A 24,042-nucleotide genomic window follows, 5' to 3' on the forward strand; every position below is an offset into this window, starting at 1 on the left:
GGCCATGTCAAAGGAAATTCAGCCCTGTGCGTCAGCCGGTCACCCCGCTAGAATCCCCGGCTGCTCTGAGGAGACGCCTATGCTGCCTTTATTACTTGCATCCAGCTCGGTTTATCGCCGGGAATTGCTGAGCCGCCTGCACCTGCCGTTCATCTGCAGCTCGCCGGATATCGACGAAAGCCACCGTGAAAATGAATCCGCCATTGAGCTGGTCAAGCGCCTGGCCGAACAGAAAGCTCGCGCCCTCGCCGGCAGCCATCCGGGGCATTTGATCATTGGCTCCGATCAGGTCGCTGCTCTGGAGGGCAGGATCATCGGCAAGCCCCACACCTTCGAGAACGCGCGCGCGCAACTGCTGGCAGCGAGCGGCAAGCGTGTCAGCTTCCTTACCGGGCTGGCGCTGCTGAACAGCGAGACCGGGCACTGCCAGGTCGACTGCGTACCGTTTACGGTGCACATGCGCGAACTGAGCGCTGAACGCATCGAGCGTTATCTTCGGATCGAGCAACCTTATGACTGCGCCGGCAGCTTCAAGGCCGAGGGACTGGGCGTGAGCTTGTTCCAGAGCACCGAAGGGCCGGATGCGACCAGCCTGATCGGCCTGCCACTGATTCGCCTGGTGGACATGCTGCTGGCCGAAGGCGTACAGACCCCCTAAGCCCACCACAAAACCAATGTGGGAGCTGGCTTGCCTGCGATGCACACACCTCGGAACATCAGTCGAACCGAGGTGATGCTATCGCAGGCAAGCCAGCTCCCACAGTTTGAACCCTGCCGCTTTCGAGGTATCAGCGCAACGTCGGGCCCTGGAAGCCCATGTACATCGCCAGCTTCTCGGCCACGCTGGCACCCAGCTTCTTGGAGAAGCGATCAAACGGCGACTCCTGAACGGTGAAATCCACCAATTCCTTCTCGCCAATCACGTCCCGCGCCACCGAACTGGCACTGCCCAGCCCATCGATCAAGCCCAGCGGCAACGCCTGCTCACCCGACCACACCAGCCCGGAGAACAGCTCCGGATGGTCTTTATCCTTCAGACGATCGCCACGCCCCTGCTTCACGCTGGCAATGAACTGACGGTGAGTGGTATCGAGCACGCCCTGCCAGAACTGGGTTTCATCAGCTTTTTGCGGCTGGAACGGGTCGAGGAACGCTTTGTGCTCACCCGAGGTGTAAGTGCGACGCTCAACCCCCAGCTTCTCCATGGTGCCAACGAAGCCATAACCGGCCGCCGTCACGCCAATGGAGCCGACCAGGCTGGCCTTGTCGGCGTAGATCTGGTCAGCGGCGCTGGCGATGTAATAGGCGCCCGAGGCGCCCAGGTCGGAAATCACCGCATACACCTTGATATCCGGGTGCAGGCCGCGCAGACGGCGAATCTCGTCATACACGTAACCCGACTGCACCGGACTGCCACCTGGGCTGTTGATGCGCAGGATCACGCCCTTGACCTTCGGGTCTTCAAACGCCGCGCGCAGGCTGCTGACAATATTGTCGGCGCTGGCGGACTCTTTGTCGGCGATCACGCCACGCACTTCGATCAAGGCGGTGTAGTTACTGCCACGGGTAGCGCTTTTTTCCATGTCCATCAGTGGACTGAACAGCACCAGCATCGCGAGCAGCCAGATAAAGGTCAGCAGCTTGAAGAAAATCCCCCAACGCCGCGCACGGCGCTGTTCCTGAACACTGGCCAGGAGGGTCTTCTCCAGCAGCTTCCAGCTTTTATCATCGCTGCTATCCGCCTTTTCCGGCGCCTTCCACTCGTCACTCATGCCATTAACCCCAGCAAAGACTTATTGGGCCCGGCTGAGCCAGGCCTGCAGTTCGGAAAAATGATCAATCGTCAGCCTCGGCTCGTACTGCTGCAAGGCCTCGGCAGCCTGAGCGCCGTAGCTGACCGCCACACTGTCCATGCCAGCATTGCGCGCCATCATCAGGTCGAAGGAGGCATCGCCTACCATCAACGCCTGACGCGGCGACACACCACAATGGGCAAGGATCTGCTCAAGCATCAGAGGATGAGGCTTGCTGGCGGTTTCATCCGCCGCCCGGGTGATGTCGAAATAATCTTCGAAGTTGTGCGCCTTAAGGACCCGGTCCAACCCGCGACGGGCTTTGCCGGTGGCGACTGCCAAGTGATAACCCTGGGCACGAAAGGCCTCCAGCGATTGCACCACACCGTCGAACAGCGGCGAAGGCGTGGCCTCCAGCGCGATGTAGTGTTCGGCGTAATGGTCGCGAAAGGTCACCAGCTCAGCGTCACTGATCTGCGGGTACAGGGTACGGATGGCTTCAGGCAAGCCCAGGCCGATGATGCCTTTGACCGCGAGATCGGTGCACAACGCAAAGCCCGAGCGGGTTGAAGCTGCGTGCATTGATTCCACGATCCGCCCGATGGAATCGCACAGGGTGCCGTCCCAGTCAAAGATCAGCAGTTTGTAATCAAGGTGCGACACTCAAACGCTCCACGGTCCTGGCCCACATTTCGTCGACCGGCGCCTGCAGCTTGAGCTCACCGCCATCAGGCAGCGGAACCGTCAGCATGTAGGCGTGAAGGAACAGGCGCTTGCCGCCCAGGTCGCGGATTTCCTTGGAAAAATCCTCATCACCGTACTTGGTGTCGCCGGCGATGCAGTGGCCTGCGTGCAGGGTATGCACGCGAATCTGGTGAGTACGCCCGGTCACTGGCTTGGCCTCGACCATGGTGGCGAAGTCACCGAAACGGCGCAGCACTTTGAACAGGGTCAGGGCTTCTTTGCCCTCCTCGTCCACTTCGACCATACGCTCGCCGGAGCGCAGGTTGCTCTTTTGCAGCGGCGCACGAACGCTTTTGATCGAGCTCGCCCAGTTGCCACGCACCAGCGCCATGTAGCGCTTGTCGACACCATCGCCACGCAGGGCAGTGTGCAGGTGGCGCAACATGCTGCGCTTTTTGGCGATCATCAGTAGACCGGAGGTGTCGCGGTCCAGGCGGTGGACCAACTCCAGCTCCTTGGCATCCGGGCGCAACTGACGGAACGCTTCGATCACGCCGAAATTCAGGCCGCTGCCGCCGTGCACCGCAATGCCGCACGGTTTGTTGATCACGATCAGCTTGCTGTCTTCGAAAACAATTGAAGCCTCAAGGCGCTGCAGCAAGCCTTGGGCCAGCGGCACGGGTTCGTCACGCTCAGGCACGCGAACCGGCGGCACACGGACGATATCGCCCGCCTGCAGCTTGTACTCGGGCTTGATGCGGCCCTTGTTCACGCGCACTTCGCCTTTACGCAAGATGCGGTAAATCAAGGTCTTGGGCACGCCTTTGAGCCTGGCCAGGAGAAAATTGTCGATGCGTTGGCCGGCATATTCCGGCGAGACCTCGAGCAGCTGGACGCTGGGGGTCTGGGGGGCGGTAGTCGTCATGGCGGCGATGATAACAATTTTTTATGGAATTGAAGCACTTAATCATTGCTGCTATAGTCGCGAACGCCGCCAAAAGCGGCCTGGACAGAGGACTTGCGGCAAACTGCCGGCCCTGACCATCGCAATTCATCAGGACGCGAGGCCGTCCTACGGGGCTTTTGCCACCTTGGAAGGCTCGAGATTGTAACAAGCGCAGGTGACATGAGGCCTGAAGCGAGTGCAGAAAGCAGAGTGAATAGTCGCGTTCTGCGCCGATATTTACGGCCAGTTCACAAAGTGCAGTCAGTCTTGAGCCAGACCATGGCGAAAGCTTCGGAAACAACGCCTGTTAAGAGCTGAGTGAGAGCGCAGTCGCCCACACCTAGTCTTGTTTAGCCATGAGCGTGGACTCCCCATTGGAGAACACGGTAAATGCCAACCCGCTGCGGATTCTGCGCGCGGCAGCACCCGAATTATCAGGGATACGTGTAGGGTGGAGATGCACAACCGTCGGACCGTGTAGCACTAGGCTTATATTTAGACGCTTCATCTCGTCCACAGTCGCCGGTTGATTCCTCCTCCTGACCTTAGCTTTTGTTGAAGTGGTGCCTTTGTCACCACCGCTAACAAGCAGGACGCGTCCGTCGCGATACCGGCCCAATTGGCTCGTTATTGCTGGACACTGGAGTGGCCAACCACTCTTGACGCACCTGACACCGACCGTGAGAAGTCGTGTGTGCCGAACGCCGTTTCCGGCAGCCCGGAAACCGACGGTACAACATGAAAAGAATGCTGATTAACGCAACTCAACCCGAAGAGTTGCGTGTTGCACTGGTAGATGGCCAACGCCTCTACGACCTGGACATCGAATCCGGTGCACGCGAGCAAAAGAAGGCCAACATCTATAAAGGCCGTATTACTCGCATCGAACCAAGCCTTGAGGCTGCCTTTGTCGATTTCGGCTCCGAGCGCCACGGCTTCCTGCCCCTCAAAGAAATCTCCCGCGAATACTTCAAGAAAGCCCCAGAAGGCCGCGTGAACATCAAGGACGTCCTGAGCGAAGGCCAGGAAGTCATCGTTCAGGTCGAAAAAGAAGAACGTGGCAACAAGGGCGCCGCCCTGACCACTTTCATCAGCCTGGCCGGCCGTTACCTGGTGCTGATGCCGAATAACCCACGTGCCGGCGGTATTTCCCGTCGCATCGAAGGCGAAGAGCGCAACGAACTGCGTGAAGCGCTGAACGGCTTGATTGCACCAGCCGACATGGGCCTGATCGTGCGCACTGCCGGCCTTGGCCGCAGCAGCGAAGAAATGCAGTGGGACCTCGACTACCTGCTGCAACTGTGGACCGCTATTAAAGAAGCGTCCCTGGACCGTTCCGCGCCGTTCCTGATCTACCAGGAAAGCAACGTGATCATCCGCGCCATCCGCGATTACCTGCGCCAGGACATCGGCGAAGTGCTGATCGACAGCGTTGAAGCCCAGGACGAAGCCCTGACCTTCATCCGCCAGGTAATGCCGCAGTACGCCAGCAAGATCAAGCTATACGAAGACAGCGTTCCGCTGTTCAACCGTTTCCAGATCGAAAGCCAGATCGAGACCGCCTTCCAGCGCGTCGTCGAACTGCCTTCCGGTGGCTCCATTGTGATCGACCCGACCGAAGCCCTGGTGTCCATCGACATCAACTCGGCGCGTGCGACCAAAGGCAGCGACATCGAAGAAACCGCCCTGCAGACCAACCTGGAAGCGGCTGAAGAAATCGCTCGCCAGCTGCGCCTGCGTGACATCGGCGGCCTGATCGTGATCGACTTCATCGACATGACCCCGGCCAAAAACCAGCGCGCCGTGGAAGAAAAAGTCCGCGAATGCCTGGAAGCTGACCGTGCCCGCGTACAGGTCGGCCGCATCTCGCGCTTCGGCCTGCTGGAAATGTCCCGTCAGCGCCTGCGTCCATCCCTGGGCGAAAGCAGCGGCATCGTCTGCCCGCGTTGCAACGGCACCGGCATCATCCGTGACGTTGAATCGCTGTCCCTGGCAATCCTGCGCCTGATCGAAGAAGAAGCTCTGAAAGACCGCACCGCCGAAGTCCGCGCGCAAGTGCCGATCCCGGTTGCAGCTTTCCTGCTCAACGAAAAACGCAACTCGATCACCAAGATCGAACTGCGCACCCGTGCCCGTATCGTCATCCTGCCGAACGATCACCTCGAAACGCCGCACTTCGAAGTGCAGCGCTTGCGTGATGACAGCCCGGAAGCGCACAGCGGCCAGTCCAGCTACGAAATCGCTGCTGCCGCGGCTGAAGTGGAAGAAGTCCAGCCAGCTGCCGCAACCCGCACCCTGGTTCGCCAGGAAGCTGCCGTGAAGACCGCGCCGGCGCGTGCCAACGCACCGGTACCTGCCGAAGTAGCCGCCCCGGTTGCCGCGCCAGCCGCCCTGCCTGAGCCAAGCCTGTTCAAAGGCCTGGTGAAGTCGCTGGTCAGCCTGTTCGCCATCAAGGAAGAGCCTGTTGCTCCGGTAGTGGTTGAAAAACCTGCCACCGAGCGCCCGGCCCGTAACGAAGAACGTCGCAACGGTCGCCAGCAAAGCCGTAACCGCAACGGTCGCCGTGATGAAGAGCGCAAGCCGCGTGAAGAACGCGCGCCACGTGAAGAGCGTGCACCTCGCGAAGCCCGCGAAGCCCGCGAAGAAACTCCAGCCGTAGCCCGTGAAGAACGTGCACCGCGTGAAGAGCGCGCACCACGTACCCCACGCGCCCCTCGTGAAGACCGCAAGCCACGTGGCGAGCGTGAAGAACGTGTGCGTGAACTGCGCGAGCCACTGGACGCAGCGCCAGCCGTGGCTGCCGAAGCCGCCAGCGAAGAACGCCCGGCTCGCCAGCCGCGTGAAGAACGCGCCCCACGTGAAGAGCGCCAGCCGCGCCCACCGCGTGAAGAGCGTCAACCACGCGCCGAGCAAGCCGCTGCCGCCAGCGAAGAAGAAGTGCTGACGAGCGAAGAGCAACTGCAGGAAGACAGCCAGGACAACGCCGAAGGCGATCGTCCACGTCGCCGCTCCCGTGGCCAGCGTCGTCGCAGCAACCGTCGCGAGCGTCAACGTGACGCCAACGGCAATGTCATCGAAGGCTCGGAAGAGTCCGGCGAAAACGCAGAAGCCGCCACCGCCGAACCGACTGGCGCCGAACTGGCTGCCGGCCTGGCTGTGACAGCCGCCGTGGCCACCTCGGTGATCAGCGCACCTGCTGAAGCCCAGGCTCACGAGCAAGCTGAACGCGCCACTGCCGCCGTCGAAGACACCTCTGCTGTAGAAGCGCCAGTCGCCGAAACGCCAGCGGTTGAAGCGCCAGTGGTTGAGGCCCCGGCAGTTGAAACGCCGGTAGTTGAAGCGCCAGTCGTCGAAGCAACCACCCCGATCGAAGCCCCAGTGGTGCCGGAAGTGGAAGTTGCACCGGTTCGCGAAGCCCAACCGGCAGCGGAAGTCACCGCTGTCGAGCCTGCACCGGTGGTTGAGCCTCAGCCAGTGGTTGAAGCCGTGGTTGAAGCGCCGGTTGTCGAAGAGGCCGCCCCGGCAGTGCGTGAAGTTCGCGAAGAACAGACCGCCTTCCAGTGGACTGCCGAGCCAGCCGCTCCGGTTGAAGCGCCGACCCCTGCCCCTGTGGCAGAAGAAGCGCCAGCACCGGTTGCCGAAGTGGTTGAAGCCGCTCCGGTGGTGGTTGCCGAGCCTGCGCCAGTGGTTGAAGCACCAGTGGTTGCCGAAGTCGCCGCCCCGGTGGTTGAAGCCGCCCCTGCCAGCGCCTTGACTGAAAATGGCCGCGCGCCGAACGACCCACGTGAAGTGCGTCGCCGTCGCAAGGAAGCTGAGGCCGCCGCCGCGGCAGCCGCTGCCGCACCGGCTGCTGCTGAAGTGGTCGAGGCGCCAGCCCCGGCTGCCGCTGAACACGCCCCAAAGGCTTTGGAAGCAGAACACGAGCCTAAACCTCTCGTCTGATTCCATCAGCCACTAAAAAGCCCCGCCTGAGTGATCAGGCGGGGCTTTTTTATGGGCGATTGATTTGAGACCTGCGCAGTTCCAACACGGGAGCAAGCAAGCCCGCTCCCACATTCAGTCAGCGTTGAAATTCAGCCTCTGTGGCAGATCCACATCCCAAAGCACACCCGGATCATTCACGTGAACCTGCGCTACCTTCGCCTGAGCGAACAGAGGCTTGGCGCCACGATCCCCGGTCAACGCCATCAGGCCTGGCCCGAACGCACGACCAAACGCCACAGGATGGCCGCACGCTCCCGCATGCACCGGCACGCTGATACCCTCTTCCTGCAGCGCATCCAGTACCTGTTCAATGCTCGATGATTGAATAAACGGCATGTCGCCCAATACCACCAACCAGCCGTCTGCCGCGCCACTGGCGGCAACCACCGCCGCAAGGCTGTCGCCCATGCCGGCAGAATGCAGCAACAGGACTTCACAGCCGTAAGCCTGTGCCAGGCGAATCACCTCCAGGCGGTCCGGCGAAGTCACCACCCAGCGCTTTACAACACGCTCAGGCAAATTCACAAGCACCTGCTCGATCACCGGCCGCGTCACACCATCTAGGCCCACGCAATCGGCCAGCAACTTGTCTTTATCAGCCCCCGCCTCAGCCCGAAAACGACTGCCCTGCCCGGCCGCCAGCACAATCGCGGCAACGGTCATTGGGCCGCTACCGGCAACGGCTTTTTCTGCAGTGGTGCCACGCCGTTCTTGATCGCAACGATTTCGGCCATCAACGACAACGCAATTTCCGACGGTGTATGACTGCCGATGTGCAAACCGATCGGCCCATGCAAGCGGGCAATGGCCTCCGCCGACAGGCCCAGCGCCGCCAGGTTCTCTCGGCGCTTCTGGCTGTTGACCCGTGAACCAAGGGCACCAATGTAGAACGCCGTGGAATTGAGCGCCGTCAGCAGCGCCATGTCATCCAGGCGTGGATCGTGGGTCAGACAGACGATGGCAGTGCGTTCATCGGTCTGGATATTGAGCACCGCTTCATCCGGCATGCCCGGTACAAAGCGGCCGTGCTGCTCTTCCCAGCCATAGACGAACTCTTCACGCGGGTCGCAGATCAGCACTTCGAAATCCAGCAACCGCGCCATCTCGGCCACGTAGCGTGACAACTGGCCCGCACCGATCAGCAACAAACGCCAGCGGGGGCCATAGATCGCGCGCAGGCGTTCACCATCGAAGGTCACGACATCGGTCTTGCTCGCACCGCTCAAGTTCACCTCGCCAGTGGCCAGGTCCAACTCGCGCGCAACGATTTCATGCGCCTCACACCGCGCCAGCAATTGGGCGACCCAAGCCCAGTCGTCCACGCGCTCTTCGGTCAGGCGTAATGTACCGCCGCAGGGCAAGCCAAAACGCGCAGCTTCATCCCGGGTAACGCCATAGGTCACCAGTTGCACCGGCGGCCCGTCGTCCGGCAAGCGACCGTCCTGCAAGCGCGCGATCAAGTCATCCTCGATGCAGCCACCGGACACCGACCCAATCACGACACCGTCGCCCCGCAAGGCCAACATCGCCCCAGGCGGGCGCGGCGCACTGCCCCAGGTCTGGACCACGCTGTAGAGCACCACTCGGTGCCCTGCGCGGCGCCAATCGAGCACGCTGCGCAAGACATTCAGATCCACACTGTCCATCAAAACTCCTGCAAGCGATTGCAGCGCAAACATGCGGCTGGCTAATGGGTTTTAGAGCGGACACCCCGGCGTGAGTTTCATCAGCATCGTCCGGTCAGGGCCAACGGACGTAGGCAGATACGAGCCTCATCGCGATTTGATGAAGCGGTGACTGACTGTAAATCAAAAGCACCGAAAAGTGACCCCGCAGAAACGCAAACGCCCCGATCAAGTCGGGGCGTTTGCAGAGCGTCTGGCGCGATTCACGCCTTCGGCATGTTACTTGACCGCAGGAGCAGGGCCTTCAGCCACGCCCAGGTCATCTTCCGGACGGGTGTCGGAGATGCCAGTGCCGCCGGACGCCAGCTCGCTGTGCAGCTTGTCGGTGTCCAGTTCCTTGACCCACTTGGCCACAACGATGGTGGCAACGGCGTTACCGACCAGGTTGGTCAGTGCGCGGGCTTCGGACATGAAGCGGTCGATACCCAGGATCAGCGCCAGGCCGGCAACCGGCAGATGGCCAACAGCCGACAGGGTGGCCGCCAGCACGATGAAGCCCGAACCGGTCACGCCTGCAGCGCCTTTGGAGGACAGCAGCAGCACCAGCAGCAAGGTGATCTGGTGGGTGATGTCCATGTGGGTGTCGGTCGCCTGAGCGATGAACACGGCCGCCATGGTCAGGTAGATCGAGGTACCGTCGAGGTTGAAGGAGTAGCCGGTCGGGATCACCAGGCCTACTACGGATTTCTTCGCGCCCAGACGCTCCATCTTGATCAGCATGCGTGGCAGTGCCGATTCGGAGGAGGAAGTCCCCAGTACGATCAACAGCTCTTCACGGATATAGCGAACCAGCTTCAACACGCTGAAACCGTGTGCGCGGCAGATGGCGCCCAGCACCACGACCACGAACAGGATGCAGGTGATGTAGAAGCAGATCATCAGCTGACCCAGCTGTACCAGCGAGCCTACCCCGTAGGCGCCGATGGTGAACGCCATGGCGCCCAGGGCACCCAGTGGCGCGAGCTTCATGATCATGTTGATGATGTTGAACATCACGTGCGCGAAGCGATCGATGAAGTCCAGCACCGGCTTGCCGTAGGCACCCAGGCGGTGCAGGGCGAAACCGAAGATCACCGAGAACATCAGCACTTGCAAGATATCGCCGTTGGCGAAAGCGCCGACGATGGTGTTCGGGATCACGTTAAGGATGAAGCCAACCACGCTCTGGTCTGCACCGGCAGTCACGTAGGCCGCGACTTTGGAGGCGTCCAGGGTAGCCACGTCGATGTGCATGCCGGCGCCCGGTTGCACGACGTTAACCACGACCAGACCGATCAACAGGGCGATGGTGGAAACAACTTCGAAGTACAGCAGCGCGTAGCCACCGGTTTTGCCCACCGATTTCATGCTTTGCATGCCAGCGATGCCGCTGACAACGGTGCAGAAGATGATCGGGGCGATGACCATTTTGATCAGCTTGATGAAGCCGTCACCCAGTGGCTTGAGCGCCACGCCGGTCTGCGGGTAGAAGTGACCGAGCAAAATACCGATAACGATTGCAACGATCACCTGGAAATACAGGGATTTGTACAGTGGCTGACGAGTCGTCATTGCAAAGTTCCTCAATCGCACCGTGTGGCAAATATCCGCCATTGCCCACGACACTTGAATTGCGAACCCTCCTGCACTGGAGGGATTTGTTGTTTGCGAGGTCTGCTGAAACAGGCCTGCGCTGTTTTCTGTATCGCAAACGCCGTGCCACTTCGCTTAAAAAATGCTGAAGGCCTTTAGACATCAGGGCTGGGGGCAAGACGACGGCCCTGTACACCCTGGAAGATGTGGCGGAATTCCGCCAGGCCGCCCGGTCTCGTCCTACAATTTGGCGGATATCCGCCTTGTCGCCCCTCTCGGTGATGGCTAACATCCGCCACTCCATGGACGAGGCCCTCACATGCGTGAACGTACCATCGCCAGCCACTACGCCCGGGCCGCCCTCGGCGGTGCGCGCCGGGTCGGCTACGACTGCTCGGGCCTGCTGCTGCAGGTGGGCATCACCCCCGAACTGTTGACCGAACCCCGCGCCCGCATCGCCCCCGAGCAATTTACCCGGCTGTTGCAGAGGTTGTGGCTGGCGCTGGACGACGAATACCTGGGGTTTGCCGAAGGCCCGAGCAAGCGTGGCACTTTCGCCATGATGTGCCACGCGCTGATTCACTGCCGCACCCTGGAGAAGGCTCTGGAACGCGGCTTATTATTTTATAGCCTATTCCCACAGGGTCCGCGCTGGCAGCTGACGAGAGAAGGCGACATGGCCCGGCTGAGCCTGGACGATTCGCAGCTGTGGGACCCGGATCACTTCCTCAGTGAATGCCTGCTGGTGATCTGGCATCGCCTGGGCAGTTGGTTGATCGGCCAGCGTATCCGCCTGCAACAGGCAACGTTCAGCTACCCGATGCCGGCCCATGCCGGCGAATACGACCTGCTCTTTCCCTGCCCTCAGGTATTCGGCGCGCCACACAGCAGCCTGGTGTTTCCCAGCCGCTACCTGAGCTTGCCGCTGCTGCAGGACGAACGCACCCTCAAGCATTTTCTCGAGCGCTCCCCCGCCGACCTGCTGTCGCGGCCGGATGAAGGCGACAGCCTGAGCAGCCAGCTGCGCCGCCTGTTGAGCCGCGACCGCACGCCCTGGCCGGACCTGGAAGCGGTCGCGCAGCACCTGCACATCAGTCCTCAAACCCTGCGCAGGCATTTACGTGAGGAAGGCACCAGCTTTCAGGCGCTCAAGGATGAGTTGCGACGGGACATTGCCATCTATCATTTGGGACGAGCGGATTTGTCGTTGCAGGAGATTGCCGAGCAGCTGGGGTTTTCCGAGCCGTCGGCGTTTCATCGGGCGTTCAAGAAGTGGACGGGCTTGACGCCGGGGGCGTATCGGGCGCAGGAGAGTTAGCGGTGTGGTGCCATTGCCGGCCCCTTCGCGAGCAAGCCCGCTCCCACATTTAACCGCGTTTATCCTGTAGGAATGCGGTCGAATGTGGGAGCGGGCTTGCTCGCGAAGGGGCCAGTGGAGTCAACAGAGATCACAAGGCCGGAAAGTGAATCTTGAACGCCGCGCCGCCCAATGGTGAGTCGCCCAAAGTCAGCCGCGCGCTGTAACTTTCAATGATGTCCTTGACCACCGCCAGACCAATGCCCTGCCCCGGATGCTGGCGGTCCAGCCGTTCGCCCCTTTGCAGGATCCGCGCACGCTGATCAGGCGGCACACCAGGCCCGTCATCTTCAATGCACAGCTCGGTGCCTTCGAGGCTTTCTGTCAGGCTGATGCGCACTTCACTCAGGCACAGGCGATAGGCGTTTTCCAGCAAGTTGCCGAGCATTTCGAGCAACGCGCCTTTCTCGATCGGGACATCGCATTCGGCCGGCAACTCAAAGGTCACCGTCACGCGTTTATCGCGATAGACCTTGTCCAGCGTGTCACACAGGCTTTGCAATACCGGCTCAAGGCGCACCTGGTGGCGCACCAGGCCGCTTTTGCGCAAGCTGGCACGCTGCAGCTGGTAGCCGATCTGCTGGCTCATCCGTTCGATCTGCGACTGCAATACCCAGGCCTGGCCGCGATCTTCCGGGCGCTGGGCCATGTCTTCACTCACACCCTGCAACACGGCCAGCGGCGTTTTCAGGCTATGGGCCAAGTCGTCGAGGGAATCGCGGTAGCGCGCCCGTTGTTCACGCTCGCTGTGCAGCAAACGGTTGAGAGAGCCCGTCAGACGCAGCAATTCACGTGGATGCTCCTCGGAAAGGCTTTCGCGGGTGCCGCCTTCGATCTGGTCAAGTTCCTGGCTAAGGCGCCGCAGGGCTTGCAGGCCCCACGTCAGGCCCAGCCACAGCAACGTCAGCAACACCAGCAAGGCCGCGCCGAACCCCAAATAGAGGTTTTCCCGCAGGCCTTCAAGGGTCAGCTGGTATTCGCGCACTGGCTGCAGGGCCACGATACTGAACGCCGCGCTCTTGCCGCCCAGCAGCTTGACCTCGACGTCATACACGAAAAATTCCTGACCATTGGCCTCGCGAATGCGCGCGAACTCATTACCGCGCCCGTCGTAGCGCGGCTTGTAGTTGATGTTTTCTTCCTGGGTAGCGCGTGAGCGCCATACCAGATGGCCTTCACGGTCGTAGATATAGCCAAGCAGACGACTATCGGTGAGGTTGAAACGCTCGTCCGGCAACTGCGCAGGCATCAGCAGGCGATTGTTTTCGACGCGCGCAGCAGAAATCAGGGTGGTGACGTCCGACGCCAGGCGCTGCTCGATGGAATCCTGCAGCGCCAGGCTGAATGCCCCTTGCATGGCGGGCAATAAGCCCAGCATGAACAACACGGCCAGGGTGGTGGCCGCCAGCATCAAGCGCACACGTAACGAGCGTATCAACGGCAGCGCTCATTAAACAGGTAACCCAGGCCCCGCACGGTGTCGATCGGCTTGAACCCCGCCGGCCCTTCCAGCTTGCGGCGCAGGCGGCCGACGAGCACTTCGATCACGTTCGGATCGCGCTCGTCGTCATCGGGATAAAGCTGCTCCATCAAGCGGTCCTTGGCGACGACTTGCTGGTGGTGGCGCATCAAGTATTCGAGAATCCGATACTCATAGGCGGTCAGCGCCAGCGGCTGTTCATCCAGGGACGCTTGCTTGCGATTGAGGTCCAGCAGCAAGGGCCCGGCAACAATGGTCGACTGGGTGAAACCGCTGGAGCGGCGCAGCAAGGCGTTCATCCGCGCCTCCAGCTCTTCGAACTGGAACGGCTTGACCACGTAGTCGTCAGCGCCGGCCGCCAAGCCTTCGACCTTGTCCTGCCAGTTGCCGCGGGCGGTGAGGATCAGGATCGGGAAGGTCTTGGCCTGGCTGCGCAGTTGGCGGATCAGGTCCAGGCCGCCCATGCCGGGCAGGCCCAGGTCGATGATGGCCAGGTCATGGTTGAATTGCCCGGTCTGGTACAGGGCTTCCTCGGCATTGGCTACGGCCTCAACCACGTGCCCGCTGTCGGTCAGGCGGGTGAACAGGTGATGACGCAACAGCGCCTCATCTTCCACGACCAGCAATTTCATAAGGCTCTCCAAGGCAATTCAACTGTCCGACAGGGGGATATCATAGCGGCCCTGCAAGTCTTGCGGGCGCAGTTTAATGCCATTGTATTGGCCCGTCAGGTGTTCGTAACCGGTGCGGTAGGCAGGTTGCGGGGCGCTCAGGCCCAGGGACTGGCCCCACGGCGCGGCCTGGGTGCCCGCGTCTTCGAAGCTGACACGATGGATCAGGTTGCTGGACTTCTTGGTTTTCTCGCCACCAAAGGCCGCAAATGCACCGTCCGACGCCTGGACGCCGGCAGTGGCACTGAGCATGGTTAACGCCAACATCAGCTTTTTGATCGCAGTCATGGTGCTTACCTCTACGCGTTTTGGCTGTTGAGCCCAGACTACGCAGGCGCCCCTGAACTCCCCCTGAACGGGCTCTGAACCGGGCCTGAACCGTGACGGGCTATCCACTGGCGCGCCAACTGACGCAAAATACCGCGCATGACGCCTCTACCCGCTTGCTGCACCCCACTCGATGCCCATTGGCCGCTGCCCGCTCCGTTGCCGGGCACGGTGTTTCTGAGCACCCGTTTCGATCCAGCCTTATTAGCTGCCGGTGATTTCCAGCGCTGCGCGGTGCCGCCTCCGGCCAGCATCCAGCGCTCGGTGGCCAAGCGCCAGGCGGAGTTTCTCGCCGGCCGCCTGTGCGCCCGCGCGGCGCTGCAACAACTCGATCACCTTGATTGCGTGCCGCCCATCGGCGAAGACCGTGCGCCGGTGTGGCCTGAACACATCAGCGGCTCAATCACCCACAGCACCGGGCACGCTGCAGCGATTGTCGGGCACAAGGCGCAATGGCGTGGGCTGGGGATGGACCTGGAGAATGTGCTGGCCCTGGACCGGGCCGAACGCCTGGCCGGGGAGATTCTGACGGCTGAAGAAATGCAGCGCATGGCAAGCGTGCCGCGCGAGCAGGTCGCCTTGTTGGTGACGCTGACGTTTTCGGCCAAGGAAAGCCTGTTCAAGGCGCTCTACCCGATCGTGCAGAAGCGCTTTTACTTCGAACATGCCGAGGTGGTGGCGTGGTCCGAGACCGGACAGGTGCGACTAAGGCTGCTGACCGACCTGTCTGCCGAGTGGTGCCATGGCACGGAGTTGGAGGCGCAGTTTGCGGTGGAAGGTGAGCAATTGTTGAGTCTAGTGGCCGTCAGGGCCTGATCTGACGCTATCGCAGGCAAGCCAGCTCCCACAGTTGGAATGCATTTCAACTGTGGGAGCTGGCTCGCCTGCGATAGCGATCTCAAGCCTTCTCCTGATCCCTGGGCCAACTCAGGCTGAAACACGCCCCACCCAGGTTGTTGCTCTTGCTGATCAACGCCCGCCCGCCGTGCCAATAGATGATCCGCCGCACAATCGACAAACCCAGGCCGTGCCCGCCGGAGGCGCGGGTGCGGCTGTCGTCCAGGCGCAGAAACGGCGTGAAGATGCGCTCCCAGGCGCTTTCCGGCACACCGGGGCCGTCGTCTTCCACATCGATGCGGCAACGCACCTGCCCGACCTGGTAGCTGATCAACACCTGGCCCTGGGCGTGGCGCATCGCATTGCTCACCAGGTTTTGCACGGCGCGGTGCAGGTAGCGCGGCTCGGCATCGACCCAGGCGTCGTCCCAATGCGCCGACGACAAGCAAATACCACGGGCTACGTTGACCTGAGGGCGCAGTGGCGACAATTCGCCGATCACCTGATCGAGCAACGCGCTGAGGTCGACCCGCTGGAAATTCAGCTCCGGCGCGCCCTGCTCCAGGCGGGCGTAGGTGAGCATTTCGTCAACCAAGCCATCCAGGTCCTGAATGTCGCTGTCCATGCCGTCCATGTATTTGCGCCGCGCCTCGGGGCTGGCGGCGTCGCCGATCATCTCCAGGCCAAAGCGCAGGCGTGCCACCGGAGTGCGCAATTCGTGGGACACCGCCCGCACCAGCTCACGCTGAATCGCCAGTAACTGCTGCAAGTGCTCGGCCATGCCATTAAAGGCCGCCGCCAGTCGCCCCACCGAGTCGGCGCCACGTGCCGGCACGCGGACCTCCAGATTGCCTTTGGCGATGCGTGTGGCCGCCGCTTCCAGCCCCTTGAGCCGCCGCTCGAGCTGACGCACCAATAAATACACGATCAAGCCGATCAAGGTCAGGCTGATCAAGGCGATCAGGATCAGCCACTGCGGCGGGTAAGGGTTCATTTGGTACAGCGGGCCGATTTCCAGTACCCATGGCGTCCCGACCATGCCGGCAAACACGCGGATCGAATCGCCGCCCTTGCCCAAGGCCATCACCGTGTCGCCTTCCGAAACCCGGCGACGCTGATCGTCGTCCATGTCCGCTTGATCCAGGGTCATCAGGTGCATGTCAAAACCAAAGCCCTTGGCTTCTTTTATGTCAGCGAGTTTTTGCGGCTGCTCGGCGACCGGAAAGCGCACCAGTTCGTCAGCCAGCAGGTAAATCGTCGCGCGGGCCAGTTGTTCGCTGATCTGTTGCACTTCGCCGGTGAGTACCAGTTGTTCCTGCTCGCTGACCAGGCGCAACACTCGCGCCGCATGCGGCCCGGTCTGCTCGACCAGCACCTGACCGCGTTGCAGGCGGTTGCGTTGGCTCAGGTCCAGTTGCGCGTCGGTGAGTGTGCGCAGTTCCAGGGGAATGCCCAGCAAACGCTCCCACACCGCCAGGGCGCGCTGGCGTTCGATGGCGCTCATAGGCTGCAGGTTGTCGCCCATCAACGCGAAGGTGCCGTGGGCCAGGCGTTCACGGTATTGGCCGCTGCGCACTTCATTGAGCAGGTGCAGGGCCAGTACGCCGAGCAGCGCGACCAGGATCAGCGCCGCGCACATGCCGCCGTAGATGCGCAGGAAGATTGAGTTCACAGCGGCATATCGGCAGCGGCTTCGGGGACGAACAGGTAGCCTTTGCTGCGGATCGTCTTGATCAAGCGCGGGTGGATCGGGTCGTCGCCGATTTTGGGGCGAATGCGTGAGATGCGTACATCAATGGAACGGTCCTGGCCGTCGTAGCCGATGCCGCGCAGGGCGATAAAGATTTCTTCGCGCGACAGGATGCGCCCGGCATTCGCCACCAGCAGCCATAGCAGGTCGAATTCGGCACTGGTCAACTCAATGCCGCCTTCGTGCAGCCAGGCTTCGCGCAGGGCGTTGTCCACCACCAAGGGGCCAAATTGCAGGCGACGCTGGTTTTCCACGGCAATCGGCAAGGCCGGCTCACTGCGCCGCAGCAGGGCCTGGATACGCGCCAGCAACAGGCGCGGGCGCACGGGTTTGCACACGTAATCATCAGCGCCCATGTCCAGGCCCTGCACCTGGTCCATGTCATCGGTGCGTGCAGTGAGCATCAGGATCACACCGTCATAGCGCTCGCGCACACTGCGGCAGATGCTCAGGCCATCTTCGCCGGGCAGCATCAGGTCGAGGATCACCAGGTCGGGCTGTTCGGCAATGATGCGTGCCGCCGCCAGGGCGCCGTCGCTTTCCACCGCCACCCGCAGGCCGTTGCTCTGCAAATAATCACGGGTCAACTCGGCCAATCGCTCGTCGTCCTCGACGATCAATATCTGCCAGGCTTCTTGCTCCATGCGCTACCTCGGTTCTAATTATTGTCATCTACGGGGCACACACTGCTGCCTCTATTGAAGGCCGATTGTAGCCATGCGCCAGCCCTCTGGCACAAGCCGGGAAATCCATTCGGTGATCGCATTTTTTTGTGGTAGGGTTCGCGCCCTCAAAATTCCAATCGACTGTTTTTACCTTGGAATATTCGGTGACAAACGGCGCGATCCAGTAGTACTGCGGCCTACACGGGCGTTCTACGATTCATACACATTTTACCCACAGCGTTATCCACAGGTAGTGCGTTGCTAAGCCCCCCAAAACGCATTATCTTGTACCTCGGCGCTAAAAAAACCCTACATGTAGGGTTTTAAGCGAAAAACCAAACACAGATCAGACAAGAAACTCAAGCGCTTTCTTGCTCCCGTTTGGTTGGAACCAACGCATTTTTTAAAAGCCCAAACCGCGCACGCGGATGGCAGCCGTTTTCCAGCCTCCAGGGCAGAAAGCGGTACGGGTGTTGCAGTGCTTGAAGCGAGCAACTGTCACCCACCAAGAATACGGCGAAGGGCGCCTCATGGCCCGAACCGAAGACTTCGGCATGGAAGCGGCGCGATGAGCTCCCTTCCTCCTGTCCCGAAGTTGTTATGCCAGGCCCAGGCCTGCTGTAAGTGCTTCAGGACGGAACGGTGGGCACCGTGATGGTGCCCAAATAAATATAGAATGTGGAGACAACCCCCCATGCAAACCGACACAACTCGCGAGAACCCGCAGGGCTCCGTGCCGCAGGCCGCTGATTCGAACCTGGATCTGTCCGCCACCGCACCTGGCCAACTGCGAGTGATCAAGCGTAACGGCACTGTCGTTCCTTACACCGATGACAAAATCACCGTCGCCATCACCAAAGCGTTTCTTGCAGTTGAAGGCGGCACCGCTGCTGCCTCGTCGCGCATCCATGACACCGTTGCCCGCCTGACCGAACAAGTCACTGCGACCTTCAAGCGTCGCATGCCCTCGGGCGGCACCATCCACATCGAAGAAATCCAGGACCAGGTCGAACTGGCCCTGATGCGTGCCGGCGAGCAGAAAGTTGCCCGCGACTACGTGATCTACCGTGACTCCCGCGCCAAAGAGCGCGCTGTACGCACCCCGGCTGAAGAAGCTGCCGTGCAAGCTCACCCGTCGATCCGCATCACCCTGGCTGACGGCACCTTTGCACCGCTGGACCTGGGCCGCCTGAACACCATCATCACCGAGGCCTGCGAAGGCCTGGAAGAAGTCGACGGTGACCTGATCCAGCGCGAAACCCTGAAGAACCTGTACGACGGCGTGGCCCTGACCGACGTCAACACCGCCCTGGTGATGACCGCCCGTACCCTGGTTGAACGTGAGCCGAACTACTCGTTCGTGACCGCGCGCCTGCTGATGGACACCCTGCGTGCCGAAGGCCTGGGCTTCCTGAAAGTCGCCGACAGCGCCACCCACCACGAGATGGCTGACCTGTACGCCAAGGCCCTGCCTGCCTACATCGCCAAGGGTATCGAGTTCGAATTGCTCAACCCGATCCTGGCCACCTTCGACCTGGAAAAACTCGGCAAGGCGATCAACCACGAGCGCGATCAGCAGTTCACCTACCTGGGCCTGCAGACCCTGTACGACCGTTACTTCATCCACAAGGACGGTATCCGTTTCGAACTGCCGCAAGTGTTCTTCATGCGCGTGGCCATGGGCCTGGCGATCGAAGAGAAGCACAAAGAAGACCGTGCCATCGAGTTCTACAACCTGTTGTCGTCCTTCGACTACATGTCGTCGACCCCGACCCTGTTCAACGCCGGTACCCTGCGTCCACAGCTGTCGAGCTGCTATTTGACCACCGTGCCGGATGACCTGTCGGGCATCTACCACGCGATCCACGACAACGCCATGTTGTCCAAATTCGCCGGCGGCCTGGGCAACGACTGGACCCCTGTGCGTGCACTGGGTTCGTACATCAAGGGCACCAACGGCAAGTCCCAGGGCGTTGTACCGTTCCTGAAAGTCGTGAACGACACCGCTGTAGCCGTGAACCAGGGTGGCAAGCGCAAAGGCGCTGTGTGTGCCTACCTGGAAACCTGGCACATGGACATTGAAGAGTTCATCGAGCTGCGTAAGAACACCGGTGATGACCGTCGTCGTACCCACGACATGAACACCGCCAACTGGATTCCTGACCTGTTCATGAAGCGTGTCTTCGACGACGGCCCGTGGACCCTGTTCTCGCCATCGGAAGTACCAGACCTGCACGACCTGACCGGCAAGGCCTTCGAAGAGCGTTACGAGTACTACGAAGCCCTGTCCCAGTACCCAGGCAAGATCAAGCTGTTCAAGACCATCCAGGCCAAAGACCTGTGGCGCAAAATGCTGTCCATGCTGTTTGAAACCGGCCACCCATGGCTGACCTTCAAAGACCCGTGCAACCTGCGCAGCCCGCAGCAGCACGTGGGCGTGGTCCACAGCTCGAACCTGTGCACCGAGATCACCTTGAACACCAACAAGGACGAGATCGCCGTTTGCAACCTGGGCTCGATCAACCTGCCGAACCACATCGTCAACGGCAAGCTGGACACCGCCAAGCTGGAACGCACCGTGAACACCGCCGTTCGCATGCTCGATAACGTTATCGACATCAACTACTACTCGGTACCACAGGCGCAGAACTCCAACTTCAAGCACCGTCCGGTCGGCCTGGGCATCATGGGCTTCCAGGACGCGCTGTACTTGCAGCACATTCCTTACGGTTCGGACGCTGCGGTCGAGTTCGCCGACAAGTCCATGGAAGCGGTCAGCTACTACGCCATCCAGGCTTCCTGCGACCTGGCCGACGAGCGCGGTGCCTACGAGACGTTCCAGGGTTCGCTGTGGTCCAAAGGCATCCTGCCGCTGGATTCGCAACAGATCCTGATCGAGCAACGTGGCCAGAAGTACATCGACGTTGACCTGGAAGAGTCCCTGGACTGGGCCCCGGTACGTGCCCGTGTGCAGAAAGGCATTCGTAACTCCAACATCATGGCCATCGCACCGACCGCCACCATCGCCAACATCACTGGCGTATCGCAGTCGATCGAACCGACCTACCAGAACCTGTATGTGAAATCGAACCTGTCGGGCGAATTCACCGTGATCAACCCGTACCTGGTTCGCGACCTGAAAGCTCGTGGCCTGTGGGATTCGGTCATGATCAACGACCTGAAGTACTACGACGGTTCGGTGCAGCAGATCGAGCGCATCCCGCAAGAACTCAAAGAGCTCTACGCAACTGCGTTCGAAGTGGACACCAAGTGGATCGTTGACGCCGCCAGCCGCCGTCAGAAGTGGATCGACCAGGCCCAATCGCTGAACCTGTACATCGCTGGCGCATCGGGCAAGAAGCTCGACGTGACCTACCGCATGGCTTGGTACCGCGGCCTGAAAACCACTTATTACCTCCGTGCCCTGGCCGCGACCAGCACCGAGAAGTCGACCATCAACACCGGCAAGCTGAACGCTGTTTCCAGCGGCGGCAACCACGGTGATGATTCGGTTCTCGCAGCACCAGCCGGTCCAGCGCCAGTGCCAAAGGCCTGCGCGATTGATGAGCCGGATTGCGAAGCTTGCCAATAAGCTGAGCTGATCCCGGGCTTGATTGCCCGGGATTAAAAAAACCGATAGACCCTGCTGCAGTGGGTTTATCGGTTTTTTTGTTTTTACGCTAAACGAATTCGTAGGCGTTGCCTTCCTGGGGAGCGCCGCCCCGCCCTCCCCACAACTCCACGCGCCCGCCAATCACCGCCATTGAATGGCCGCCATAGTCGACAACGCCCAGTGTGCCGCTTGCCAGCTCCAAACTCGAAGAGGCTTTGTAGAGGCCCTTCAACCCAAGCCGGTCCAGCGCCTCTTGCCCCATCTCACCGTTGTTCAAGCTTTGCATCGCATGCGCAAAACTCTGTTTTGAAGCCTCGGGATTGTCATCAAAACCATTCCCTTCCATCTGTGCACGCTTGGCACTCACCGCGTACATGAAGTTAGCGTCGGTCATCATCGAGGGGTTATCCCCCTTGAACTGCGCGTAACTGGCGGCGTACCTCAGTTCAGCCTTGGATAAATCCAGTTCGAACCCATCGCGCATCTTGACGTGATAGCCACCAGCGGTCTCATGCACCTCAGCGAAAACATCAGTGGGCTTCTGCCCAAACTTCATCATCGCCCCCTTTATCGCGGCAACCGTGACGCAATTACCATCAGGCCCCTGGCTGAATCCACTCCAGATATTGTCCGGCTTCTTGCCCGGGTTACTTGCGTCCGGCGTGTAGTTGAAATGCTTGGAGCCCTCGGTAATCGGCAGATTACTCATGGGCTCACTGCCGCCAAAATCGCTTGGATTAACCCGACCGCCATCACCGCCTCCGCCACCGCGGTCTGGCGACGGTGTGGGACGCGGTGTTGGAGACGGAGTCGCGTCATCTGCAAACAGCTCCGGAAACAGCCTCTTCAACAGCGCAAGAAAATCTGTGACCGCATCGCGCTTCAGCTGCTCAAGGATCGCTTTGAATTTTTCCTCTCCCAGCGCATTTCGCTTGTCATTGAGCTTGTCGCGCAGGTCCTGGACCGTCTGGTTTTTGGAGGTTTTCTCGGCGTCATCCAACTGCCTGAGAAGCTGCGTGACCGCCTCTTTATCGGCATCGAACGCATCCCGGTTGCCCTCTGATCGGCTGACGCCATTCAGGTACTGCCCTGCCCACCCAACGCCATAACGCACACCTCCAGCCCCTTGGCCGGACATCGACGAACTTCCCATACCGAGCCACCTTGTGATCGAACACGTTGAGGCTTGATGAGTGGGAAGAACCGTGTGGCCGGTTCCAACACGGGCCTGTCGGCTGTAATCAGGCGAGAGGTGGGAATATTCCCCGATGCCAAATGGCAGGCAAAAAAAAGCCCCTCGATCGAGGGGCTTTTGTTGCGCGTGCGCGTCAGGCCAACAGCATCAGGTCATCTGAATGATGGTCTGCATGATGGTGCTCTGAGTGGAGATGGTCTTGGCGTTCGCCTGATAGTTGCTCTGGGCCTTGATCAGGTCCACCAGCTCGTTGGTCAGGTTGACGTTGGAGTTCTCCAGGGATTTGGACACGATCGAACCCAGGGTACCGGCTTGCGGGGTGTCGTAACCCGGCTGGCCCGATGCATAGGTTTCTTTCCAAGTGGTGCCGCCCGCCGGCTGCAGGCCTTGTTCGTTGTTGAAGCTGGCCAGGGAAAGCTGGCCGATGGACTTGCTCTGCTGGTTGCTGAAGGTGGCGAACAACACGCCGTTACCGTCAATGTTCAGGCCGGTGATCTGGCCGGTGGCGTAGCCATCGGTGACCGGTGGGTTACGGTAGGTGGCCGAGTTGTACTGGGTGATGTTGCTCATGTTGATGGCAATCCCACCTGGGTTGGCGTTCGCACCGTTTTGGGTCCACACACCGTCGGTCACTGTGCCTGGCACCCAGCCGGTCAGCTGCAAGGTGGTGCTGGAAGTGGTGCCCGTGACAATCCCGGTGAGCTTGCCGGAACCGTCGAAGCTCAACGTCGAGGCGACCGGCGGCGTCGAGCCTGTGCCGGTAGGCGCCGAACCGTCAGGGTTACGGCCATCGATCAGGGTGTAGGATTTCCAGGTGTTGGAATCTGTTTTCACCAGGTATTGCACCATTGGGTGGGCGTTGCCCTGGGTGTCATACAAGGTGGTGTTGTATTGGGTGCTGAAGGTGGTGGAGTCCGTTGGATCAAACGGCTTGGTCGTCTGATCGATCACCGGCGAAGACGAGTTCAGGTTACTGGTGGAATCGACTTTGGTGGACGCCTTGGGCGGCAGGTTCGACAGGTTCAGTTGCAGGTCGGTCAGCGCGCCCTTGATGATGTTGCCGTCGGCGTCCGCCGCGTAGCCTTGCAGGCGCGAGGTGCCGGTGTTGTTGGTGATGTAGCCATCCTTATCCGAACGGAAGGCACCGCTGCGGGTGTATTCCAGCGAGCCGTCACTGCCCTTCTGAACGAAGAAGCCGCCGCCCTGGATCGCCATGTCCAGCAGACCACCGGTGTTGTTGACGTCACCCTGGGTGAACTGCTGGGAAACGGCTGCCAGGTTCACACCACTGCCGACACTGTTCTGGCCGGTGCCCAGCTTGGACGCGGCGTAGATGTCCGAGAACTCGGCACGGGACGACTTGAAGCCCGTGGTCGCGACGTTGGCGATGTTGTTGCCGGTCACGTCCAGTTGTTTGTTGGCCGCATAGAGGCCGCTAAGGCCGATGTTAAAAGACATGTTTCTCTCCTTCTGCCGTATTTAG

General features: G+C 60.8%; 18 protein-coding genes. 5 read left to right on the forward strand and 13 right to left on the reverse strand.

The window, feature by feature from the left end:
* Nucleotides 1-79 precede the first annotated feature (79 nt).
* Complete coding sequence (locus tag ACP7B3_RS07965; RefSeq protein ID WP_369301430.1) at nt 80-658, forward strand: Maf family protein; 579 nt, start codon at nt 80-82, stop codon at nt 656-658.
* Nucleotides 659-788: 130 nt separating this feature from the next.
* On the opposite strand, the gene ACP7B3_RS07970 is transcribed toward ACP7B3_RS07965, so the two are convergent.
* The 3 genes from ACP7B3_RS07970 to rluC are packed head-to-tail and all read right to left on the reverse strand — an operon-like array spanning nt 789 to nt 3,402.
* Complete coding sequence (locus tag ACP7B3_RS07970) at nt 789-1,772, reverse strand: S49 family peptidase (protein ID WP_145159295.1); 984 nt, start codon at nt 1,770-1,772, stop codon at nt 789-791.
* 21 nt (nt 1,773-1,793) lie between these two features.
* The gene (locus tag ACP7B3_RS07975; RefSeq protein WP_242196148.1) at nt 1,794-2,456 is read right to left on the reverse strand and encodes an HAD-IA family hydrolase; all 663 of its coding nucleotides are present in this window, start codon (nt 2,454-2,456) and stop codon (nt 1,794-1,796) included.
* Nucleotides 2,443-3,402, reverse strand: a complete 960-nt coding sequence (rluC, locus tag ACP7B3_RS07980; protein WP_426178593.1) for a 23S rRNA pseudouridine(955/2504/2580) synthase RluC — start codon at nt 3,400-3,402, stop codon at nt 2,443-2,445. The genes ACP7B3_RS07975 and rluC overlap by 14 nt, the downstream gene beginning before the upstream one ends.
* 759 nt (nt 3,403-4,161) lie before the next feature.
* Between rluC and rne the strand changes: the two genes are divergently transcribed.
* Complete coding sequence (rne, locus tag ACP7B3_RS07985) at nt 4,162-7,365, forward strand: ribonuclease E (protein ID WP_426178594.1); 3,204 nt, start codon at nt 4,162-4,164, stop codon at nt 7,363-7,365.
* Between the two features lie 114 nt (nt 7,366-7,479).
* Here rne and ACP7B3_RS07990 read toward each other — a convergent pair whose 3' ends face one another.
* From ACP7B3_RS07990 to ACP7B3_RS08000, 3 genes are all read right to left on the reverse strand, one after another.
* The gene (locus ACP7B3_RS07990; RefSeq protein ID WP_369301434.1) at nt 7,480-8,070 is read right to left on the reverse strand and encodes a nucleotidyltransferase family protein; all 591 of its coding nucleotides are present in this window, start codon (nt 8,068-8,070) and stop codon (nt 7,480-7,482) included.
* Nucleotides 8,067-9,053, reverse strand: a complete 987-nt coding sequence (locus tag ACP7B3_RS07995) for an XdhC family protein (protein WP_426178595.1) — start codon at nt 9,051-9,053, stop codon at nt 8,067-8,069. Before ACP7B3_RS07995 ends, ACP7B3_RS07990 begins: the two co-directional genes overlap by 4 nt.
* 258 nt (nt 9,054-9,311) lie before the next feature.
* Nucleotides 9,312-10,643: a dicarboxylate/amino acid:cation symporter gene (locus ACP7B3_RS08000; RefSeq protein WP_145159305.1), complete on the reverse strand. Its 1,332-nt coding sequence runs from the start codon at nt 10,641-10,643 to the stop codon at nt 9,312-9,314.
* A gap of 340 nt (nt 10,644-10,983) precedes the next feature.
* On the opposite strand from ACP7B3_RS08000, the gene ACP7B3_RS08005 reads away from it, so the two are divergent.
* Nucleotides 10,984-11,982: an AraC family transcriptional regulator gene (locus tag ACP7B3_RS08005; RefSeq protein ID WP_145159307.1), complete on the forward strand. Its 999-nt coding sequence runs from the start codon at nt 10,984-10,986 to the stop codon at nt 11,980-11,982.
* Between the two features lie 130 nt (nt 11,983-12,112).
* Here the strand turns inward: ACP7B3_RS08005 and ACP7B3_RS08010 are convergent, their stop codons facing one another.
* Genes ACP7B3_RS08010 through ACP7B3_RS08020 form a run of 3 tightly spaced genes read right to left on the reverse strand, consistent with a single transcriptional unit; the run spans nt 12,113 to nt 14,460 of the window.
* On the reverse strand, nt 12,113-13,459 hold the full coding sequence (locus ACP7B3_RS08010) for an ATP-binding protein (RefSeq protein ID WP_106576142.1): 1,347 nt from the start codon (nt 13,457-13,459) through the stop codon (nt 12,113-12,115).
* Nucleotides 13,456-14,133, reverse strand: a complete 678-nt coding sequence (locus tag ACP7B3_RS08015) for a response regulator (protein WP_017138377.1) — start codon at nt 14,131-14,133, stop codon at nt 13,456-13,458. The genes ACP7B3_RS08010 and ACP7B3_RS08015 overlap by 4 nt, the downstream gene beginning before the upstream one ends.
* Nucleotides 14,134-14,151: 18 nt before the next feature.
* Nucleotides 14,152-14,460, reverse strand: a complete 309-nt coding sequence (locus ACP7B3_RS08020; protein ID WP_145159311.1) for a hypothetical protein — start codon at nt 14,458-14,460, stop codon at nt 14,152-14,154.
* Between the two features lie 138 nt (nt 14,461-14,598).
* Between ACP7B3_RS08020 and ACP7B3_RS08025 the strand changes: the two genes are divergently transcribed.
* Nucleotides 14,599-15,315, forward strand: a complete 717-nt coding sequence (locus tag ACP7B3_RS08025) for a 4'-phosphopantetheinyl transferase family protein (protein ID WP_369301449.1) — start codon at nt 14,599-14,601, stop codon at nt 15,313-15,315.
* A gap of 82 nt (nt 15,316-15,397) precedes the next feature.
* Here the strand turns inward: ACP7B3_RS08025 and ACP7B3_RS08030 are convergent, their stop codons facing one another.
* Nucleotides 15,398-17,008 carry an ATP-binding protein gene (locus tag ACP7B3_RS08030; RefSeq protein ID WP_242196164.1) on the reverse strand — a complete coding sequence of 537 codons (1,611 nt, stop codon included), beginning with the start codon at nt 17,006-17,008 and terminating at the stop codon, nt 15,398-15,400.
* Nucleotides 17,005-17,730 (reverse strand): response regulator, encoded by a 726-nt coding sequence (locus ACP7B3_RS08035; RefSeq protein WP_145159317.1) that lies wholly within the window; start codon nt 17,728-17,730, stop codon nt 17,005-17,007. Before ACP7B3_RS08035 ends, ACP7B3_RS08030 begins: the two co-directional genes overlap by 4 nt.
* Before the next feature lie 715 nt (nt 17,731-18,445).
* On the opposite strand from ACP7B3_RS08035, the gene ACP7B3_RS08040 reads away from it, so the two are divergent.
* The gene (locus ACP7B3_RS08040) at nt 18,446-21,343 is read left to right on the forward strand and encodes a ribonucleoside-diphosphate reductase subunit alpha (protein WP_145159319.1); all 2,898 of its coding nucleotides are present in this window, start codon (nt 18,446-18,448) and stop codon (nt 21,341-21,343) included.
* A gap of 88 nt (nt 21,344-21,431) precedes the next feature.
* Here ACP7B3_RS08040 and ACP7B3_RS08045 read toward each other — a convergent pair whose 3' ends face one another.
* The gene (locus tag ACP7B3_RS08045) at nt 21,432-22,517 is read right to left on the reverse strand and encodes a hypothetical protein (protein WP_426178596.1); all 1,086 of its coding nucleotides are present in this window, start codon (nt 22,515-22,517) and stop codon (nt 21,432-21,434) included.
* Nucleotides 22,518-22,706: 189 nt separating this feature from the next.
* Nucleotides 22,707-24,017 carry a flagellar hook protein FlgE gene (gene flgE, locus ACP7B3_RS08050; RefSeq protein WP_145159354.1) on the reverse strand — a complete coding sequence of 437 codons (1,311 nt, stop codon included), beginning with the start codon at nt 24,015-24,017 and terminating at the stop codon, nt 22,707-22,709.
* Nucleotides 24,018-24,042 lie beyond the last annotated feature (25 nt).

The sequence above is a fragment of the Pseudomonas sp. TWRC1-2 genome (assembly GCF_049896685.1).
Lineage (GTDB): Bacteria > Pseudomonadota > Gammaproteobacteria > Pseudomonadales > Pseudomonadaceae > Aquipseudomonas.

Coding starts and splice junctions, on each gene's coding strand:
- ACP7B3_RS07965 (WP_369301430.1), top strand. CDS start 80: ATGCTGCCTTTATTACTTGCATCCAGCTCGGTTTATCGCCGGGAATTG.
- ACP7B3_RS08015 (WP_017138377.1), bottom strand. CDS start 14,133: ATGAAATTGCTGGTCGTGGAAGATGAGGCGCTGTTGCGTCATCACCTG.
- ACP7B3_RS08000 (WP_145159305.1), bottom strand. CDS start 10,643: ATGACGACTCGTCAGCCACTGTACAAATCCCTGTATTTCCAGGTGATC.
- rluC (WP_426178593.1), bottom strand. CDS start 3,402: ATGACGACTACCGCCCCCCAGACCCCCAGCGTCCAGCTGCTCGAGGTC.
- ACP7B3_RS07970 (WP_145159295.1), bottom strand. CDS start 1,772: ATGAGTGACGAGTGGAAGGCGCCGGAAAAGGCGGATAGCAGCGATGAT.
- ACP7B3_RS07995 (WP_426178595.1), bottom strand. CDS start 9,053: ATGGACAGTGTGGATCTGAATGTCTTGCGCAGCGTGCTCGATTGGCGC.
- ACP7B3_RS08035 (WP_145159317.1), bottom strand. CDS start 17,730: ATGGAGCAAGAAGCCTGGCAGATATTGATCGTCGAGGACGACGAGCGA.
- ACP7B3_RS08020 (WP_145159311.1), bottom strand. CDS start 14,460: ATGACTGCGATCAAAAAGCTGATGTTGGCGTTAACCATGCTCAGTGCC.
- ACP7B3_RS08005 (WP_145159307.1), top strand. CDS start 10,984: ATGCGTGAACGTACCATCGCCAGCCACTACGCCCGGGCCGCCCTCGGC.
- ACP7B3_RS08025 (WP_369301449.1), top strand. CDS start 14,599: ATGACGCCTCTACCCGCTTGCTGCACCCCACTCGATGCCCATTGGCCG.
- rne (WP_426178594.1), top strand. CDS start 4,162: ATGAAAAGAATGCTGATTAACGCAACTCAACCCGAAGAGTTGCGTGTT.
- ACP7B3_RS07990 (WP_369301434.1), bottom strand. CDS start 8,070: ATGACCGTTGCCGCGATTGTGCTGGCGGCCGGGCAGGGCAGTCGTTTT.
- flgE (WP_145159354.1), bottom strand. CDS start 24,017: ATGTCTTTTAACATCGGCCTTAGCGGCCTCTATGCGGCCAACAAACAA.
- ACP7B3_RS08045 (WP_426178596.1), bottom strand. CDS start 22,517: ATGGGAAGTTCGTCGATGTCCGGCCAAGGGGCTGGAGGTGTGCGTTAT.
- ACP7B3_RS08040 (WP_145159319.1), top strand. CDS start 18,446: ATGCAAACCGACACAACTCGCGAGAACCCGCAGGGCTCCGTGCCGCAG.